The following is a 16,491-nucleotide window of genomic DNA, read 5'->3' as shown; positions in this document are numbered from 1 at the left end:
TTCTCATTTTCTCGGCTTGGCCCGCGCGGTGGGTTCGGCAATCAGCGGGTCGTCCGGCCAATAATGCTTGGGATAACGCCCCTTGAGATCCTTTTTTACGTCCAGGTAGGTATTGGCCCAGAAGCTGGCCAGGTCCTGGGTCACCTGCACCGGGCGACGCGCCGGCGATAACAGGTGCAGTTTGAGGCCGAGGCGGCCACCGGCGATGCGCGGCGTCGCGGCCAAACCGAACAACTCCTGCAGGCGCACGGCGAGTACCGGCGGGTGCTCCGTGTAGTCGATGGCGATGCGCGAGCCGGACGGCACGCTCAGCGTGCGCGGCGCCAGCTCATCCAGCCGCTGTGGCAACGGCCAGGGCAGCAGGGTCTGCAGGATCGCTGGCAGGTCGAGGTTGGCAAAGTGACTGAGGCGATTGACCTTGCCCAGGAATGGCGTCAGCCACTGCTCGAGGCTGGCCAGCAGCGCAGCATCGGACAGGTCCGGCCATTCGCTCTGCCCCTGTTGCTGCAGGTCCAACTCGCGCAGCAGCGCCACGCGCGCCTGCCACTGACGCAACTCGGGCGTCCAGGGCAGCAACTCCAGCCCCTTGCGCCGCACCAGGCCGACCAGCGCACGGCAGCGCGCCTGCTCGTCCAATGCAGCCAGCGCCTGGCGTTCCAGCACCAGCTCGCCGACCTTGCGCTGGCGTTCGGCGCGCAGCACGCCTTCGCGCTCGTCCCAGTCGAGCACGTCCAGCGTCTCGACCTGCTCGGCCAGCTCGCGTTCGAACAACACCGGGTCGAGGTCGGCGGCCAGGTAGATGCGCTCCTCGCGCTGGCCCTGGCGACTGCCCAGGTCGGCCACCACCAGCCATTCGTGCTTCATCAGGGCATCGGTTTCGCCGAACTGCGCAGCACGCCCATTGGCCAGCCGGTAGTCGGCGCCACCGGCGCGGCGCTGCTGGGCGATGCGATCCGGGTAGGCGAAAGCCAGCAGGCAGCCGAGCCAGCGCGGGTGTTCAGCGTCGCTCACCGCCTGGCTCACCGGCCGCCCCTTGAGCAGGCCGTTGAACTGCCGCGCCAGTTGTCGGGCGCGCTGTATGCCACTTTGCGCCGAACGCCCAGCGCGGCTTTCGCCGCCAAGCAGGGCCAGGCGACTGTGCAGATCGGCACCAGCGCCACGCAATATGTCGCGCTCGGACAGCAGCGCCGCCAGATCGCAAGCCAGGGTGCCCAGCCCCAGCGCCTGGCCACGCAACAGCAGATGGGCGATGCGTGGGTGGCTCGGCAGCTCGGCCATGGCCTGGCCGTGGGCATTGAGCGCACCACGTGGGTCGAGGGCGCCCAGGCGACCGAGTAGATCCAGCGCCTGGGCGTAGGCGGCCGACGGCGGTACGTCGAGCCAAGCCAGCTCCTGCGGTGTCACGCCCCAGCGCAGCAGTTGCAGGGCCAGCCCGGCGAGATCGGCCTGGAGGATTTCCGCGCTGGAATAAGCGCTGAGTTGCTCGTGCTGCGCCTGCGACCACAGCCGGTAGCAGACGCCGGGCGCCAAGCGTCCAGCGCGGCCGGCGCGCTGGGTGGCGGAGGCGCGGGAGATGCGCTGGGTATCGAGGCGGGTCATGCCGCTGGCCGGATCGAAGCGCGGCACCCGCGCCAGGCCGGCGTCGATGACCACGCGCACGCCGTCGATGGTCAGGCTGGTCTCGGCGATATTGGTGGCCAGCACCACCTTGCGCTGGCCCGCTGGCGCCGGCTCGATGGCCGCGCGTTGGGCGGCCAGATCCAGTTCGCCATGCAGCGGGCAGAGCAGGACGTCGTCGCGGCCGGTCAGTGCCTCGCCCAGTTGCTCGGCGACGCGGCGGATCTCGGCCTGCCCGGGCAGGAACACCAGCAGGCTACCGGGCTCGTCGGCCAGCGCCTGCTGCACCGTCTGCAGCACACGCGGCTCGATCCATTCCCCCGCCTGAAACGGCGCGCCCCAGCGGATATCCACCGGGAACATGCGCCCTTCGCTGCGCAGCACCGGCGCCTCGCCAAGCAGCGCGGCCAGGCGCTCGCCTTCGAGGGTCGCTGACATCAGCAGCACCTTGAGCGGCGCCTCGCCACTGTCCGCACCGCGGAACATGGCACGGCCGTTGAGCGTCAGGGCCAGGGCCAGATCGGCGTCGAGACTGCGTTCGTGGAATTCATCGAAGATCACCAGACCGACACCGTCCAGCGCCGGATCATCCTGCAGGCGGCGGGCGAGGATGCCTTCGGTGACCACCTCGATGCGCGTGTTCGGCCCCACCTTGCTGTCCAGGCGAATGCGATAGCCAACCGTCTCGCCCACCCGTTCGCCCAGCTCGCTGGCCAGGCGCTCGGCCGCGGCACGGGCGGCCAGACGGCGTGGCTCGAGCATGACAATGCTCTGCCCGGCCAGCCAGGGCGCATCGAGCAATGCCAGCGGTACGCGGGTGGTCTTGCCGGCACCGGGCGGCGCCTCCAGCACCACTTCGTGGCGGGCGCTCAAGGCATCGCGCAGGGCGGGTAACAGGGCGTCGATCGGCAGGTCGTTCATGGTATCTCCACAACAAGCCGGCGATTATAACGGCGAACTGCCAGAGGCCCCGCGAGTCATAAGCAGCGGACAGCAGTTTTGCAATCATCGCCTTGCTATAGTTGCGCCACTTTTTTCCATGGAGGTGCTCGATGCGCACGAAATCCCGAGTTATCGCCGGCGTTGTCGCCGCAACCCTGTTCACTCAGCTGACCGCTTGCGGCTCGATCTTCTACCCGGATCGCCGCGGCCAGATCGAAGGCCGGATCGACCCGGTGATCGCCGGGGCCAACGCCATCGGCATCCTGTTCTACGTGATTCCTGGCCTGATCGCCTTCGCCATCGACTTCGCCACTGGCGCCATCTACCTGCCCGAAGGCCAGACCGCTCAGGTCGATCCGCAGCAGCTCAAGCAACTGATCGGCGAAGACGGCAAGGTCGACCAGTACGCACTCAAGACCCTGATCGAAACCAGCACCGGCCACCAGCTGCCGCTGGACGATCCACGCCTGATCCAGCACAGCGGCAGCGCCGAACAACTGGCTGCCTACGGCCTGCGTCCGGCTGCCTGAATCCATGCATGACCCGCAGCACGCCAGGCTGATGCGCCTGGCCACCCGGGCAGCGCTCAGCGTGGCGCTGACCCTGGTGCTGGCCAAGGCGATTGCCTGGTGGTTGAGCGGTTCGGTCAGCCTGCTGGCCGGCCTCACCGACTCGCTGCTCGATAGCGCCGCCTCGCTGATCAACCTGATCGCCGTGCACTTCGCCCTGCGCCCAGCGGACGAGGATCACCGCTACGGCCACGGCAAGGCCGAAGCCCTGGCCGGGCTAGGGCAGGCGCTGTTCATCGGCGTCAGCGCCCTCCTCATCGGCCTGCAGGGCATCGAGCGCCTGCAGTCGCCACAGCCGTTGGAGGCCGGGGGCATCGGCATCGCCGTCATGCTGCTGTCACTGGCGCTGACCGTCGCCCTGCTCATCTTCCAGCGCAAGGTGGTGCGCGAAACCGGTTCCACCGCCATCCATGCGGATTCGCTGCACTACCGCTCCGACATCCTGCTCAACAGCAGCATTCTGATCGCCCTGCTGCTGACCCACTTCGGCTGGCTGCAGATGGATGCGATCTTCGCCATCGGCATCGCCTTCTACATCTTCTGGAGCGCTATCAGCATCGTTCGCGGCGCCATTGCCGTGCTGATGGACGAGGAGCTGCCCGGCGAGACCACCCAGCACATGTACCAGCTGGCCACCTCGGTGCCGGGCGTTCTCGGCGCGCACGATCTGCGTACACGCATCTCCGGCACACGTTGGTTCGTCCAGCTGCATCTGGAGCTGCCGGGCGAGATGAGCCTGTCGCAGGCCCATGCTCACTGCGTGGCGGTGGAGCAGGCAATCCATGGGTACTACCCCCGCGCCGAAGTGCTGGTGCATGCCGACCCGCAGGAAGTGGTCCGGCACTGACCACAACGCCCCGCTGCCTCTCGAAAATCGCCAAAGCCCACGGGCCTCCAACAGAATTTCCAGGCAATAAAAAAGGGGCCTTGCGGCCCCCTCGGGAAATCTGTCCGGTGCTGGCGATGCTGTCGCCGCTTTCGTCGCCCGCCTGGTTGGGCAGTGCGGACCCGGGTGCCGGTGCGATCCGGTAGGACCGTCGGCGCCGGCTCACCTGGTTGGGCGAGGCCGGTAGGACTTGTCGTCCGGGCCGTGAAACTGAGAGAAAGCTTACGCCTGCCGCGCCGAAATAAGATTGCTAAGATTGCTTACAAACTTACCAATTGCGCAATTAACAACTAAAGGAGCACTATCTAGCGCAATCCAATAATGAGTCAGTTAAAAAATGGACAAACTCGACCGTTACGACCTGAACATTCTCGCCGAATTGCAGCGCAACGCTGCCCTGTCCAACCAGGAGCTCGCCGAGCGCATTGGCCTCTCGCCCTCGCCTTGCTCGCGTCGGGTCAAGCAGCTGGAAGACGACGGCTACATCACTGGCCAGGTCGCCCTGCTCGACCGCAAGAAGCTTGGCCTGAGCCTGACTGCCTACGTGCTGATCGGCATGGACCGGCATACACCCGAGCGCTTCGAACACTTCCAGGACGAGATCCGCAAGTGTCCCGAAGTGCTGGAGTGCTGCCTGGTGACCGGGATGGACGCCGACTACCAGCTCAAGGTGGTGGTACCGGACATGGATCATTACCAGAAGCTGCTGCTCGGCACCCTGACCCGTATCGACGGCGTTTCCAGCGTGCGTTCGAGCTTCGTGCTGCAGCAGATTCTCTCCAGCACGCAGCTGCCCTTGCAGCACCTGCGCGACTGAAAGTCGCAGGGTGAAGCGGATCATGCCGCGCTTCAGGTCAGGGCGCGTATAATTCCCGCCCTGCGTTTTCCGTCCGAATCATGAGGCACCATGGAAACCGAACAATTTGAAGCCCTGATGATGTACGTCCTGGTGGGCGGCCTGATGCTGTTCATGTTCTTCATCATCTGGGACCTCGCGAAGAAGTCCAAGGCGGGTCGCCTCGGCACCGCCATCCTGTTCCTCGGCCTGGGCCTGTGTCTGTTCGCCTTCCTCGCCAAGCCGATCATCACTTACATCATCGAGACCGCGCGCGACATTCACGGTTGAACGACCGCAGTAACCTGCGCTACATCTGATCGCCTCCCGGCCATCGTCTCGATGCGACCTGCCGCCTACTCAAGGAGTTACACATGAGCGCCGCCAATCTGGTGATGCAGAGCTATGGACGCTGCTGCGCCAGCCCCGATTTCTTCGACAGTTTCTACCGCCACTTCCTCGCCAGCTCGCCGCTGATCCGCGAGAAGTTCGTCGACACCGACATGGGCGCGCAAAAGCAGCTGCTGCGCCAGGGCATTCTCAACCTGGTGATGCACGCGCGCGGCATGCCCGACACCAAGCTGCGCGCCCTCGGCGAATCGCACTCGCGCCAGCACCTGGACATTCGCCCCGAACTCTACGACCTGTGGCTCGACGCGCTGCTGCTGACCATCAGCGAACACGACAAGGAGTGCGACGCAGACGTGCGCCAGGCCTGGCGTGAAGTGCTGAACAAAGGTATCGCCGTGATCAAGGCCGGTTATTGACTCAGGTCATGTCGCCAGGGCTCCGGCCCTGCGACAAAACGTCCGCTGCGCCGTGCGCCTCACTGATCACCGCGGCCGCCGCCGTTCTCCCCCTATACCCGTCCAGCGGCGACACGGGGACTATCGGCGTAACCCTGGTGCGCGCGGCGCGCCCTACAGGGACAACGCCGGCCGTAGGGTGCGCCGTGCGCACCCACTTCGCCTGCAATGACGCTCCCTATGGCAATAACGCCGGCACCTCACGCCACTGACCGGGCTGCAATCCGTCCAGACGCCAGGGGCCGATGGCCACGCGTACCAGGCGCAGGGTCGGCAGGCCGACGGCGGCGGTCATGCGCCGCACCTGACGATTGCGCCCCTCGCGAATCACCAGCTCCAGCCAGGCCGTCGGCACGCTCTTGCGAAAGCGTACCGGCGGGTTGCGCTCCCACAGCTCGGGCTCGTCCAGCCTTCGCGCTTCGGCCGGCAGGGTCGGGCCGTCATTGAGCGTCACGCCATCGCGCAACTGCCGCAGCTGCTCATCGCTTGGCTCGCCCTCCACCTGCACCCAATAGGTCTTCGGCAGCTTGTGTTTAGGGTCGGCGATACGCGCCTGCAGGCGACCGTCATTGGTCAGCAGCAATAGCCCCTCGCTGTCACGATCCAGGCGTCCGGCCGGATAGACGCCCGGCACGTCGACGAAATCCTTGAGCGTGGCGCGGCCCTGGTCATCGTTGAACTGGGTGAGCACGTCGAACGGCTTGTTCAATACCAGCAGGCGCGGCTGCGCAGGCGGCGCCTTGACCACGCGGCGCGGGGCTGCAGGACGGCGATTGGCGGGCGGACGAGGGCGTGACATGCAACTGACTTCGGTGGCACTGGGCCGCGCAGTGTAACTCACGATAAGCGGCGCTGATGGTGCTTCCACGCCCAGCCAGACCGACTAAGCTGCTGATTCACCCCTGCATTCAGGAGCCACCGATGAGCAACAGCGCCGAACTCGCCACCTTCAGCGGCTGGGCCGCCACCGCCCCCAGGGCACCGCTGGAGCGACTGAGCTATGACCCCGGCCCGCTGGGTGCCGAAGAGGTGGAAGTGGCGGTTGAGTATTGCGGCATCTGCCACTCCGACCAGTCGATGATCGACAACGAGTGGGGCAATGCGCGCTACCCCTTCATCCCCGGCCATGAAGTGGTCGGCACCATCGTCCGCCTTGGCGAGCAGGCACGCGGCCTCAAGCTGGACCAACGGGTCGGCATCGGCTGGTACAAGGGCAGTTGCATGCACTGCGGCTCGTGCATGGAAGGCTCGCACCAACTGTGCCGTTCGGTGAAACCGACCATCGTCGGCAGCCACGGTGGTTTCGCCGACCGCCTGCGCTCGCACTGGGCCTGGGCCGTGCCGCTGCCTGAAGGGCTCGAGCCGGCGCTGGTGGGCCCGTTGTTCTGCGCTGGCTCCACGGTGTTCAGCCCGCTGCTGGAGTTCGATATCAAGCCGACGGACCGCGTCGGCGTGGTCGGTATCGGCGGTCTTGGCCACCTGGCGCTGCGTTTTCTCAACGCCTGGGGCTGCGAGGTGACGGCGTTTACCTCCTCGCTGAACAAGCAGGACGAAGCCAAGCGTCTGGGCGCGCACAAGGTGGTGGCCTCCACCGACAGCGCGGCGATGAAGGCGATTGCCGGCAGCCTGGATTTCCTCCTGGTCACCGCCAGCGCCGACCTCGACTGGATCGCCCTGCTCGGCACCCTGCGCGGCAAGGGCCGGCTGCACTTCGTCGGCATCGTGCCGAGCGCCATCCCGGTGCACGTGTTCAACCTGATCCCGCAACAGAAGAGCCTGTCCGGCTCGCCGGTGGGCTCGCCATCAAGCATGGCAACCATGCTCGAATTCTGCGCGCGCCACCAGATCCTGCCGCAGGTCGAACACTTCCCCATGAGCCAGGTGAACGAGGCCATCGACCACTTGCGCAGCGGCAAGGCGCGCTATCGCGTGGTACTGGACGCCAGTAAATGACAGCACGGGCGCGGAGCTGGCATGCTCTGCGCCCCCGCTTTCTCCGCGAACACTGATTGCCATGCCGCTAACCCTCGATACCCCCACCACCGCCGACCTGCCCACCCTGGTGGAAATCTGGGAAGCCGCCGTGCGCGCCACGCACCACTTCCTGCCGGAAAGCGATCTGCAGGTGATCAAGCCGCTGCTGCGCGAGCAGTATTTCCCGGCCGTGCAACTGACCTGCGCACGAGACGAAGCGGGGCTGATCCTGGGTTTTCTCGGCAGCGCAGAAGGCATGGTGGAAATGCTCTTCGTCGACCCGGCCAGCCACGGCCAGGGCGTGGGCAGAAGGCTGATGCACCATGCCATCGACGAGCTGGGCGCCACGCGCGTCGACGTCAACGAGCAGAACCCGCAGGCCGTGGGCTTCTACCAGCATCTGGGTTTCGTGGTGAGCGATCGCTCAGCCCTCGATGGCGGCGGGCGGCCGTTTCCTATCCTGCATATGACGCTCAGCAGACCGTAGAAAAACTACCTGCGTTGCCATTGCTGCTTTAAAAGCAGGCTCGGAAAGCCGCTTGTGACTAACGCACGTTAGTGCGGCCCCAAAGGGGCGAGCGAAGCGAGTAATGCTCATTTAAGTCGAGCGCGACTCCGACCGTTCCTCGCCTGTTTTTGCGGGGCCGCCATCGGTATTGCACTGGCTGCCTCGGCTCGGGCTTCCTGCTTCACTCTACCTCCTGCATCCATGCAGTCGTCGCCTACGTTTTTCTAAGGCCTGCTAGCCGATAGGCCAGGCCGCGACGATCCCCTCCAATGCGCGCTTCAGTTCGACCCGGCTGGCGGCCGCCGCGAGGCTGACGCGCACGGCGTGCCCCGGATTGGCCTCGACCGCGAATACCTCGGCAGGTACCACCTCCACGCCATGCTGCCGACAGGCCTCGGCCAGGCCGGCAGGCGTCGCCCCGTCCAGCCACAGGTGCGGCGCCACCGCCCTGCCCTGGGGCATGCGTGGCCCGAGCACGCGCGCAGCCAGGCGCCAGCGCTGCTGCAGCTCCTCGATCTGCCAGGCCAGGCGCTGTTCGGCGACACCGCTTTCGACCCATTCACAGGCCAGCGCCAGGCTCAGTGGTGTCACCGCCCAGCGTGTGGCCTGGGCCTCGGGATCGATGCGTTCAAGCAACTCCGGTGCACCCGCGATAAAGCCCAGGCGCAACCCAGGCGCGACGCTCTTGGACAGGCTGCTGATCAGCAGGCAGCGCTCAGGAAGCCGCACCGCCAGCGGCGCCTCGCTGCCGAGCACGCCATAGACATCGTCCTCCACGATCCACAACCCACGCCGCCGGGCCACCTCGGCAATGGCTTCGCGGCGCTCGGCGTCCAGACTGGCGCCGGTGGGATTCTGCAGACAGGGCGTGAGTACCGCCACGCGAGCACCGGTGGCACGCGCCTGACGGTCGAGCTCATCGGGCAGGATGCCGTGCTCGTCCATCGCCACAGCATGCAGCGGCAGGCGCAACTGGCGCGCGGCGGCCTTGATCCCCGGCGCGGTGTAGCGCTCCACCAGAATCGGCTCGCCAGCCTCGCACAGTGCCAGCAGCGCCGCCGACACGCCCTGCTGGGCGCCTGCGCAAAGCAGCAGACCACCCGGCGCCAGCTCCAGGCCACGACGGCGCAGCCAGCTGGCGCCGGTCAGGTGCGCCCGCTCGACCAACGCTGCCGATGGGTAGGCCTGCAGCACATCCAGCTCGCCACGGGCCGCCAGGGCGGCGAGGCTGGCGGATAGATCACGGTTATCCGGGTCGTGTACCGGCACGTTGGTCGACAGGTCGATCAGCTCGCCCTGCGCGGCCGGCTGCTTGAGACGGAACAGGCTCGCCTCACGGCTGCCGGCGAGCACGTAGGTGCCGCGCCCGACCTCGCCGGAGACCAGATGGCGACGCGCCGCCTCGCGATAGGCGAGCATCACCGTGCTCGGGTTGATGCCCAGCGTCCAGGCCAGGCGGCGCTGCGGCGGCAGGCGTTCCCCGGGCTTGAGCTCACCGCAGCCGATGGCCGTGGCGATGGCCTCGACCAGCGCCAGGTAAGTCGGCAGAGAGCTGTCTTGAAGATCAGGAAGCCACATTGTTTGCCATGCAATATAAAGATTTACCCATACAATGCACCGCACTAGCATCGGGGTCAACGCCACCCGGAGCACGCCTCATGTTCGATCTCGCCCAACTGCGTCAGAGCGCTGAACTGGTTCACCGCCATATGGCGCCCACGCCGCAACTGGCCTGGCCGCTGCTGGCCCAGCGGCTGGGCTGCGAGGTGTGGGTCAAGCACGAGAACCACGCGCCTACCGCCGCCTTCAAGGTGCGCGGTGGGCTGGTCTATATCGACGCCCTGCTGCGCCGCGAGCCGCAGGTGCGCGGGCTGGTCACCGCCACCCGCGGCAACCACGGTCAAAGCCTGGCACTGGCCGCGCGCCAGGCCGGCCTGGCGATCCGCATCCTGGTGCCGCACGGCAACGCCCGCGAGAAGAACGCGGCGATGCGCGCCCTCGGCGCCGAGGTGATCGAGCACGGCCGCGATTTCGACGAAGCCCGCGCCGAAGCGGCGCGCCTGGCCGAACGCGACGGCCTGCACTGGGTGCCGTCACTGCACGAGGACCTGGTGCGCGGCGTGGCCACCTACGCCCTGGAGCTGTTCGAGGCCGTACGGGATTTGCGCCGGGTCTACGTGCCCATCGGCCTAGGCTCGGGCATCTGCGGGATGATCCGCACCCGCGACCTGCTCGGCCTCGACACCGAGATCGTCGGCGTGGTCGCCAGCGGTGCCGATGCCTATGCACAGAGTTTCGAGCAAGGCCTACTGGTACAGACCGAACGCGCCGACACCCTGGCCGATGGCATGGCCTGTCGCCAGCCACAGCAACTGGCGCTGGACATGATCCGCGCCGGCGCCGCGCGCATCGTACGAGTCGACGACCAAGCAATTCGCGCTGCCATCCGCACCTATCACGAAGATACCCACAACCTCGCCGAAGGCGCCGGTGCGGCGGCGTTGGCCGCGCTGATGCAGGAGCGCGAACGCAACGCCGGCCAGCGCGTGGCCGTTGTGCTCAGCGGCGCCAATATCGACCGCCTGGCGCTGGCCGAACTGCTGCGCGACGAGGCCCCGGCCGCTGCCTGAAATCAGGCCGACGGCACCGGCTCGATGAGCAGGCGGCTGGGCGTCTGCCGCAACCAGCGCGACACACCCCACTCCGCCGCGATCAGTGCCAGCAGCAATCCGAGCTGGATCAGCAGCGCGATATAGAACGGTTTGAAGACATGACCGATCTGCCGCTTGAGCAGCCCGAGGAGGAACTCGGCCTGGAACAGTTGCTCGACACGCGCATCCAGCACCTGGGTCAGCACCTTCTCGTTGAGCCCGCTGTAGCGCGCGGTTTTCTCTACCGCCAGCTCACCAATGGCCTTGCCCAGCAAGCTGGCGCGCAGCCGGTCGAGCAGATCGAAGGCAATGCGTTCCGAGGTCGATGCCTCGGCGCGCGCGTCAGCTTCCAGCAGTCGCTCGCTGCGTAGATAGTCCAGGGCCATCTGGTTGAGCACGGCCTGCACGCTGCTGTCGCGCATCGCCAGCAGGGCCTGCTCGTCCTGCGCCTCGACATAGGCCTGGAAGTCGCTCCAGATGTCATCGGCGAGTTCCTGCACCAAAGGCGCATAGCTGTCGAGATGGCGATTGATCTGCTGCTGGCTGCCGTACAACAGCCCGCCCTGGAAACCGAGAAAACCTCCGGCCAGGGGCAACAGCAGAAAGTAGAGCTTGAGCAACCAGTGGTGCCAACGCTTGTTGCGCGCCAGCCAGCCCAGCCGCTGCAGCTTGAGCGCCAACAAAAGGCCGGCGACCGCACCCAGCACCAGGGCCAGGCCGATGTGCAGGAAAAGACTGAATAAGCTGAAGGGTTCCCACAACGTGGTGAGCAGTAAACGCGCCTGTTCCATGCGTATTGCCTCGTTCATCCATGACGGGCGCGAGTCTAAACCAAAGCGCCGATGAGGACCGCCAGGGCGTGACCGGACTGTGCGCCAGGCCACGCCCCCGTGTTTAACGGAACGGCGGTTCGTCGAAGCTGCGCAACTTGCGCGAATGCAACGAATTGAGCTGGCTGCGCATCAGTTCCAACGCGGCAATGCCGATGTGCAGATGCTGGGTCACGGCACGCTCGTAGAAGGCGCCGGCCGCGCCGGGCAGCTTGATCTCGCTGTGCAGGGGTTTGTCCGACACGCACAGCAGCGTGCCGTAGGGCACCCGCAAACGGTAACCCTGGGCTGCGATGGTGCCGCTCTCCATGTCCACCGCCACCGCGCGCGACAGGTTGATCAACGGCCGTTCCTGCGCCCAGCGCAGTTCCCAGTTGCGGTCGTCGTAAGTCAGTACGGTGCCGGTGCGCAGGCGCTTCTTCAACTCATCGCCCTGCTCGCCGGTGACCAGCTTGGCGGCCTCCTGCAGCGCCTGCTGCACTTCGGCCAGCGCCGGCAATGGAATGTTCGGCGGCAGCACACGGTCGAGAATGCCGTCGCGGCGCATGTAGGCATGAGCCAGCACGTAGTCGCCGATGGTCTGCGATTGGCGCAAGCCACCGCAGTGGCCGATCATCAGCCAGCAATGCGGGCGCAGTACGGCCAGGTGGTCGGTGATGTTCTTGGCGTTGGACGGACCGACGCCGATGTTGACCAGGGTGACGCCGTGGCCGTCCTCGGCCTGCAGGTGGTAGGCCGGCATCTGGTAGCGGTGCCAGACCACATTCTCGATGATCGCCTGCATCTCGCCTTCGGCCATGCCGCGCTCGATCACCACGTTGCCCGGCAGCACCATGCGGGTGAAACGCGAGTCGCCCACCAGCATGTCCAGACCGTGGCGGATGAACTGGTCGACGTAGCGGTGGTAGTTGGTCAGCAGGATCCACGGTTGTACATGGCGCCAATCGCTGCCGGTGTAGTGCTGGATGCGCTTGAGCGAGAAATCGGTACGCGCCGCATCGAACAGCGCCAGCGGCAACGGGTCGATGTTTTCCCAGTCGTACAGGCCATCGGCGGTGCCGTCGGTGGCAGCGGACAGGTCGGTGCTGGGGAATACCCGTGCCAGCTCGGCGGCGGTCACGCCACTGCCGGCCAGCTCGTCGCCGCCCTCGACCACGTAGGGATAGGGAATGTTCTGCTGGCTACGGCCGACTTCCACACGCAAGGTGAAATCGTTCATCAGCGGGCGCAGCTGCTCCAGCAGGTATTTGCGGAAGGCCGCCGGCTGGGTCACGGTGATGGCATAGGTGCCCGGCACCTGCACCTTGGCGTAGGCACGCACGGTGGTCGGCACCTCGCCCTGGCACAGGTAGGTCAGGCGCAGTTCGGGGTAGCGGAACAGGCAGTGCTCGCTGGCATCCGGGCGAATGCGCTCCTTGAGGTAACGCTTGAGCGCGTGTCCCAGAGCACCGGTGGCTTCCTGATGCAGGGCGGCGAGACGGTCGACCGCCTCTTCGGGGGTGTGGGCAATGATGAAATCATCTGAGCAGGCTTTCACAGCGCATCTTCCTGACTGAACGTACGCCCCTATCTTGCCTGCATACGGTGACGAAAACATAGCGCGACAGGCCTCGCCTGTCGCTGCCAACGACTAGGCTTGGATCAGTTCGTCAGAGGTCACCATCATGCCTCGTGCAATCGTTCTGCTGTTGGTCATAGCCTCATGCTCAAGCGCTCGCGCCGGTGAACTCGATGGCCACTACCGGGCCACGCTCGACGGCCAGCCGAGCGAGCTGATCCTGCGCCAGAACGACGCCTTAGTGGAAGGCGAGTACGTGGAGAACAAGCGCCTGCGCCTGATCGTCAGAGGCAGCTACGATGGCACGCTGTTGCGCGCCGAGATCAGCGACCCGCAGTCCGGCCTGCTGCTGGCCAACATGAACGCCACCTATGCCAACGCCATGCTCAATACCAGCATTGCCGCGCGCGATCCACGCAACGGCGAGGTTCTGGAACGCCAGGTGCTATTCCAGCGCGAGGCGGCAGCAACGGCGGCGACGCCGTCTGCTGCAGGCGGTCAGGACCCGGCGCTGATTGGCATCTGGATGCACGAGAAGATCATCGACAGTGGTGGCGCCAGTTTCGCCTCGTTCAATACCCTGCTGACCCTGCAACTGAACGCCGATGGCAGCGTCACGCAATGGACTCGCTCGGTCGGCGGCGGCAGCGACTGGAGCTACGACAGCCCCGGCGAGGTGCAGTACAGCGGCCACTGGCGCAGTCAGGACGGCATGCTGATGGTGCGCCTGGCAGGCGCCGCCGACTATCAACCCGCCGCCTACTACCGCTTCAGCGACCCGTACCTGATCACCGAGAGCAATACCGGCCAGATGATCTGGCAGCGCCGCCGCTGAGTGACCGGCTCAGGCCGGCTGATGCAGACGCACGTTGAACAGCGGCCCCTGGCTGAAGCGCGACAGCGCCTTGGCCCCGGCCAGCACGCCCAGGTCGATCAGCGGCTCGATCAGGATCACGCTCATGTAGGCCAGGCCGAAACTGCCCACGGCTGCCAGGTTCTCGCTGGAGAAGCCGTGACCGTAGAAGGCCCAGAACGCGACCCAGGCGACGATGCCGCCCTGATAAGCGGTCGACAGCGCCAGCGCCTGCTTGTAGGAGAGATCGACGTAGGCGGTACCCGGCGCGACGATGCGCTTGGCCAGCAGGCTGATGCCCCACAGCGGGATCAGCAGCGTGGTTACGTTCATGCCGTACTGCGGCAGATCGAACTGGGCGAACAGCAGCCCCTGCAACAGCAGGCCTGCCGCCAGGCCGATGGCAGTAGCACCAGTGCCGAACAGCAGCAACAGAGTAGAACCGAGGATCAGGTGCACCTCGGAAACGCCCACCGGATGGTGCGGAAAGACTTCAAAGAAGCAGAACACCAGGCCGGTGGTCAGCAGGCTGCGTAACGCCAGAGCAGCGACACCACCGTTGTTGCGTGCACTGTCCAGGGCGAGTTTGGCGGTCAGGCCGAAGGCAGTGACGGCCGTTGCGTAGCTGAGAAGGATCTTGGCGCCTTCGACGACACCGGGTTCGATATGCATGCGAGTTCCTTTGCCGCGCCCACCGCGCGACGATTCGGATGAAGGGTGGGCGAAGCGCCCGTTGTCGATGGCAGGTCTCCTGGCTCACGGCTTGATACTTCGCCCGCCTTCCCGACCGCAGTCAGTGGCATCAGGGCATCGTTCGCCGCTTACAGTTGCGGGGGCAGCCAGGGCATTGGCGACGTACGCCGCACCCTGTTCCCTTTTCATCCACACGCGCCAAGGCGGGCGGAACCATCGGCGGCAACCTTACTCCGCAGCTCAGGCAAAGAACAGTGCTCACGCTCAAGGCACCGCCCACCTCCGTGCTGGGTGATGTCCCTCGGCAAAAATCCGGGCCTGCCACCTATACGCCTCAGGCTGCGCAACGCCCCCGAGATGCTCTCAGCTGCCAGACATCCTCAGCACCTGAACGGATGCTGTCTTGAACGCAGCCGAAGTTGCCGCAAATGGGTGATGCGTCACAGCACACTCAGGTAGATGTAACTTTTTATTACAAACCCTACGTAATCTCTCTGCACTCGCGCCGGCTGCTGGCCACGCGAGCCTGCAGATCCATCATCCAGTAACGAGAGCGCACATGAAGAAGACCCTGATCGTTGCGTTGACTGCTCTGTTCACAACCGCCGCCATGGCGGCCGAACAGCAACCGCACTGGAGCTACAAAGGCAAGGAAGGCCCCGAACACTGGGCTCAGTTGGACCCAGGCTACGAAACCTGTGCGCTCGGCCATGCCCAATCGCCGATCGACATCAGCCAGGCGACGCGCGCATCGCTGCCTCGCATCGCCTTCAACTACCAGGCTGGCTCAGCCGAAGTGGTGAATAACGGTCACACCGTCCAGGTGAATCTGAGCAACGCTGGCGGTATCGAGATCGATGGCAAGCCTTATCGACTGGTGCAATTTCATTTCCATACACCCAGCGAAGAGCACATTGCAGGCAAGGGCTTCCCGATGGTGGCTCACTTCGTCCACCAGACTACGGATGGCCGTCTGGCGGTAGTGGCTGTGCTGTTCAAGGAAGGCGAGAAAAACCAGGCACTGGAGTCCGTGTTCAATGCCATGCCGGACAAGCCGGGCGACAAAGTCGAGCTGACAGGCAGCTTCGCTCCGCAAACCGTACTGCCACAGCAACAGGGTTACTACGCCTTCGCCGGCTCACTGACCACCCCGCCGTGCAGCGAGAACGTGCAATGGCGCGTACTCAAACAGCCGGTCGAGCTGTCCCACGAACAACTGGCGCAGTTCCAGCACCTGTACGCGAAGAACGCCCGCCCGATCCAGGCGCTCAACGGCCGTGAAGTGCTGGAGAGCGACGACTGACCCCTGAGGCGCCGGCTGGATGGCCGGCGCATCCCCCCAACTCGTCATCCAGAGCACTTCATCCCCGCTGACGCGGGGACACATTGCCGCTGTCGAGGGGCATAACCCTACGACCGGTTCATCCCCGCTGGCGCGGGGAACACATGCCGATTTTCGCCCTGGTGGACTGCAATAACGGTTCATCCCCCTGGCGCGGGGAACACTGCAAGTCGTGGGTAGCCATCGAGCCAGAAGACGGTTCATCCCCGCTGGCGCGGGGAACACCGCGGCGAACTGTTCGTGCGCGGCAAGGCGGACGGTTCATCCCCGCTGGCGCGGGGAACACACCACGATGGACTCGCCGAACTGCACGGCTTCCGGTTCATCCCCGCTGGCGCGGGGAACACTTGCGGTTCCGGGCTAAGCTGGAATCCGCCTGCGGTTCATCCCCGCTGGCGCGGGGAACACGTTGGCTGGTGCGACGCGA

Annotated in this window: 16 protein-coding genes, 1 CRISPR repeat array and 1 riboswitch (1 of these 18 cut by a window edge); of the genes, 10 read left to right on the top strand and 6 right to left on the bottom strand. The window is 65.7% G+C overall.

Annotation, left to right across the window (positions count from 1 at the left end; genetic code table 11):
• Nucleotides 1–3 precede the first annotated feature (3 nt).
• Complete coding sequence (gene hrpB, locus BLR77_RS15245; RefSeq protein ID WP_074679226.1) at nucleotides 4–2,538, bottom strand: ATP-dependent helicase HrpB; 2,535 nt, start codon at nucleotides 2,536–2,538, stop codon at nucleotides 4–6.
• 131 nt (nucleotides 2,539–2,669) lie between these two features.
• Between hrpB and BLR77_RS15240 the strand changes: the two genes are divergently transcribed.
• The 5 genes from BLR77_RS15240 (at nucleotide 2,670) to BLR77_RS15220 (ending at nucleotide 5,616) form a co-directional block, all read left to right on the top strand.
• Complete coding sequence (locus BLR77_RS15240) at nucleotides 2,670–3,089, top strand: polyribonucleotide nucleotidyltransferase (protein WP_074679224.1); 420 nt, start codon at nucleotides 2,670–2,672, stop codon at nucleotides 3,087–3,089.
• Nucleotides 3,090–3,093: 4 nt separating this feature from the next.
• Nucleotides 3,094–3,975 carry a cation diffusion facilitator family transporter gene (locus BLR77_RS15235; RefSeq protein WP_074679222.1) on the top strand — a complete coding sequence of 294 codons (882 nt, stop codon included), beginning with the start codon at nucleotides 3,094–3,096 and terminating at the stop codon, nucleotides 3,973–3,975.
• A gap of 376 nt (nucleotides 3,976–4,351) precedes the next feature.
• Entirely contained in the window at nucleotides 4,352–4,831 is a 480-nt protein-coding gene (locus BLR77_RS15230) for an Lrp/AsnC family transcriptional regulator (RefSeq protein ID WP_004424680.1), read from the top strand.
• A 90-nt stretch (nucleotides 4,832–4,921) separates the two neighbouring features.
• Entirely contained in the window at nucleotides 4,922–5,140 is a 219-nt protein-coding gene (locus BLR77_RS15225; RefSeq protein ID WP_074679220.1) for a DUF2788 domain-containing protein, read from the top strand.
• Between the two features lie 83 nt (nucleotides 5,141–5,223).
• Nucleotides 5,224–5,616, top strand: coding sequence for a globin (locus tag BLR77_RS15220; protein ID WP_074679218.1), 393 nt, complete (start codon nucleotides 5,224–5,226; stop codon nucleotides 5,614–5,616).
• A gap of 217 nt (nucleotides 5,617–5,833) precedes the next feature.
• Here BLR77_RS15220 and BLR77_RS15210 read toward each other — a convergent pair whose 3' ends face one another.
• Nucleotides 5,834–6,454, bottom strand: coding sequence for a pseudouridine synthase (locus tag BLR77_RS15210; protein ID WP_074679214.1), 621 nt, complete (start codon nucleotides 6,452–6,454; stop codon nucleotides 5,834–5,836).
• 122 nt (nucleotides 6,455–6,576) lie between these two features.
• Here BLR77_RS15210 and ahr point away from each other — a divergent pair, with 122 nt between their 5' ends.
• Both ahr and BLR77_RS15200 read left to right on the top strand, forming a co-directional pair.
• The gene (gene ahr, locus BLR77_RS15205) at nucleotides 6,577–7,608 is read left to right on the top strand and encodes an NADPH-dependent aldehyde reductase Ahr (RefSeq protein ID WP_074679212.1); all 1,032 of its coding nucleotides are present in this window, start codon (nucleotides 6,577–6,579) and stop codon (nucleotides 7,606–7,608) included.
• A gap of 61 nt (nucleotides 7,609–7,669) precedes the next feature.
• Nucleotides 7,670–8,116, top strand: coding sequence for a GNAT family N-acetyltransferase (locus BLR77_RS15200; protein ID WP_074679210.1), 447 nt, complete (start codon nucleotides 7,670–7,672; stop codon nucleotides 8,114–8,116).
• Between the two features lie 255 nt (nucleotides 8,117–8,371).
• Here BLR77_RS15200 and BLR77_RS15195 read toward each other — a convergent pair whose 3' ends face one another.
• A complete protein-coding gene (locus BLR77_RS15195; RefSeq protein WP_074679208.1) occupies nucleotides 8,372–9,715 on the bottom strand; it encodes an aminotransferase-like domain-containing protein in 1,344 nt (447 codons plus the stop codon).
• Between the two features lie 80 nt (nucleotides 9,716–9,795).
• Between BLR77_RS15195 and BLR77_RS15190 the strand changes: the two genes are divergently transcribed.
• Nucleotides 9,796–10,767 (top strand): threonine dehydratase, encoded by a 972-nt coding sequence (locus BLR77_RS15190; RefSeq protein WP_074679206.1) that lies wholly within the window; start codon nucleotides 9,796–9,798, stop codon nucleotides 10,765–10,767.
• A 2-nt stretch (nucleotides 10,768–10,769) separates the two neighbouring features.
• Here the strand turns inward: BLR77_RS15190 and BLR77_RS15185 are convergent, their stop codons facing one another.
• Both BLR77_RS15185 and amn read right to left on the bottom strand, forming a co-directional pair.
• Nucleotides 10,770–11,579: a hypothetical protein gene (locus BLR77_RS15185; protein WP_074679204.1), complete on the bottom strand. Its 810-nt coding sequence runs from the start codon at nucleotides 11,577–11,579 to the stop codon at nucleotides 10,770–10,772.
• Nucleotides 11,580–11,682: 103 nt separating this feature from the next.
• Nucleotides 11,683–13,155, bottom strand: coding sequence for an AMP nucleosidase (gene amn / locus BLR77_RS15180; RefSeq protein ID WP_074679202.1), 1,473 nt, complete (start codon nucleotides 13,153–13,155; stop codon nucleotides 11,683–11,685).
• A 127-nt stretch (nucleotides 13,156–13,282) separates the two neighbouring features.
• Between amn and BLR77_RS15175 the strand changes: the two genes are divergently transcribed.
• Nucleotides 13,283–14,011, top strand: coding sequence for a hypothetical protein (locus BLR77_RS15175; protein ID WP_074679200.1), 729 nt, complete (start codon nucleotides 13,283–13,285; stop codon nucleotides 14,009–14,011).
• A 9-nt stretch (nucleotides 14,012–14,020) separates the two neighbouring features.
• On the opposite strand, the gene BLR77_RS15170 is transcribed toward BLR77_RS15175, so the two are convergent.
• On the bottom strand, nucleotides 14,021–14,701 hold the full coding sequence (locus BLR77_RS15170; protein ID WP_074679198.1) for an energy-coupling factor ABC transporter permease: 681 nt from the start codon (nucleotides 14,699–14,701) through the stop codon (nucleotides 14,021–14,023).
• 52 nt (nucleotides 14,702–14,753) lie between these two features.
• A riboswitch (cobalamin riboswitch) is annotated at nucleotides 14,754–14,955 on the bottom strand.
• 326 nt (nucleotides 14,956–15,281) lie between these two features.
• Between BLR77_RS15170 and BLR77_RS15165 the strand changes: the two genes are divergently transcribed.
• Entirely contained in the window at nucleotides 15,282–16,025 is a 744-nt protein-coding gene (locus BLR77_RS15165) for a carbonic anhydrase (RefSeq protein WP_074679196.1), read from the top strand.
• A gap of 235 nt (nucleotides 16,026–16,260) precedes the next feature.
• Nucleotides 16,261–16,491: direct repeats of the CRISPR family, unit length 29 nt; unit sequence CGGTTCATCCCCGCTGGCGCGGGGAACAC; it runs 408 nt beyond the window's last position.

The sequence above is a fragment of the Ectopseudomonas alcaliphila genome (assembly GCF_900101755.1).
In the GTDB taxonomy this organism is placed as follows: domain Bacteria; phylum Pseudomonadota; class Gammaproteobacteria; order Pseudomonadales; family Pseudomonadaceae; genus Aquipseudomonas; species Aquipseudomonas alcaliphila.
This window is presented reverse-complemented; position numbering and strand designations above follow the sequence as displayed.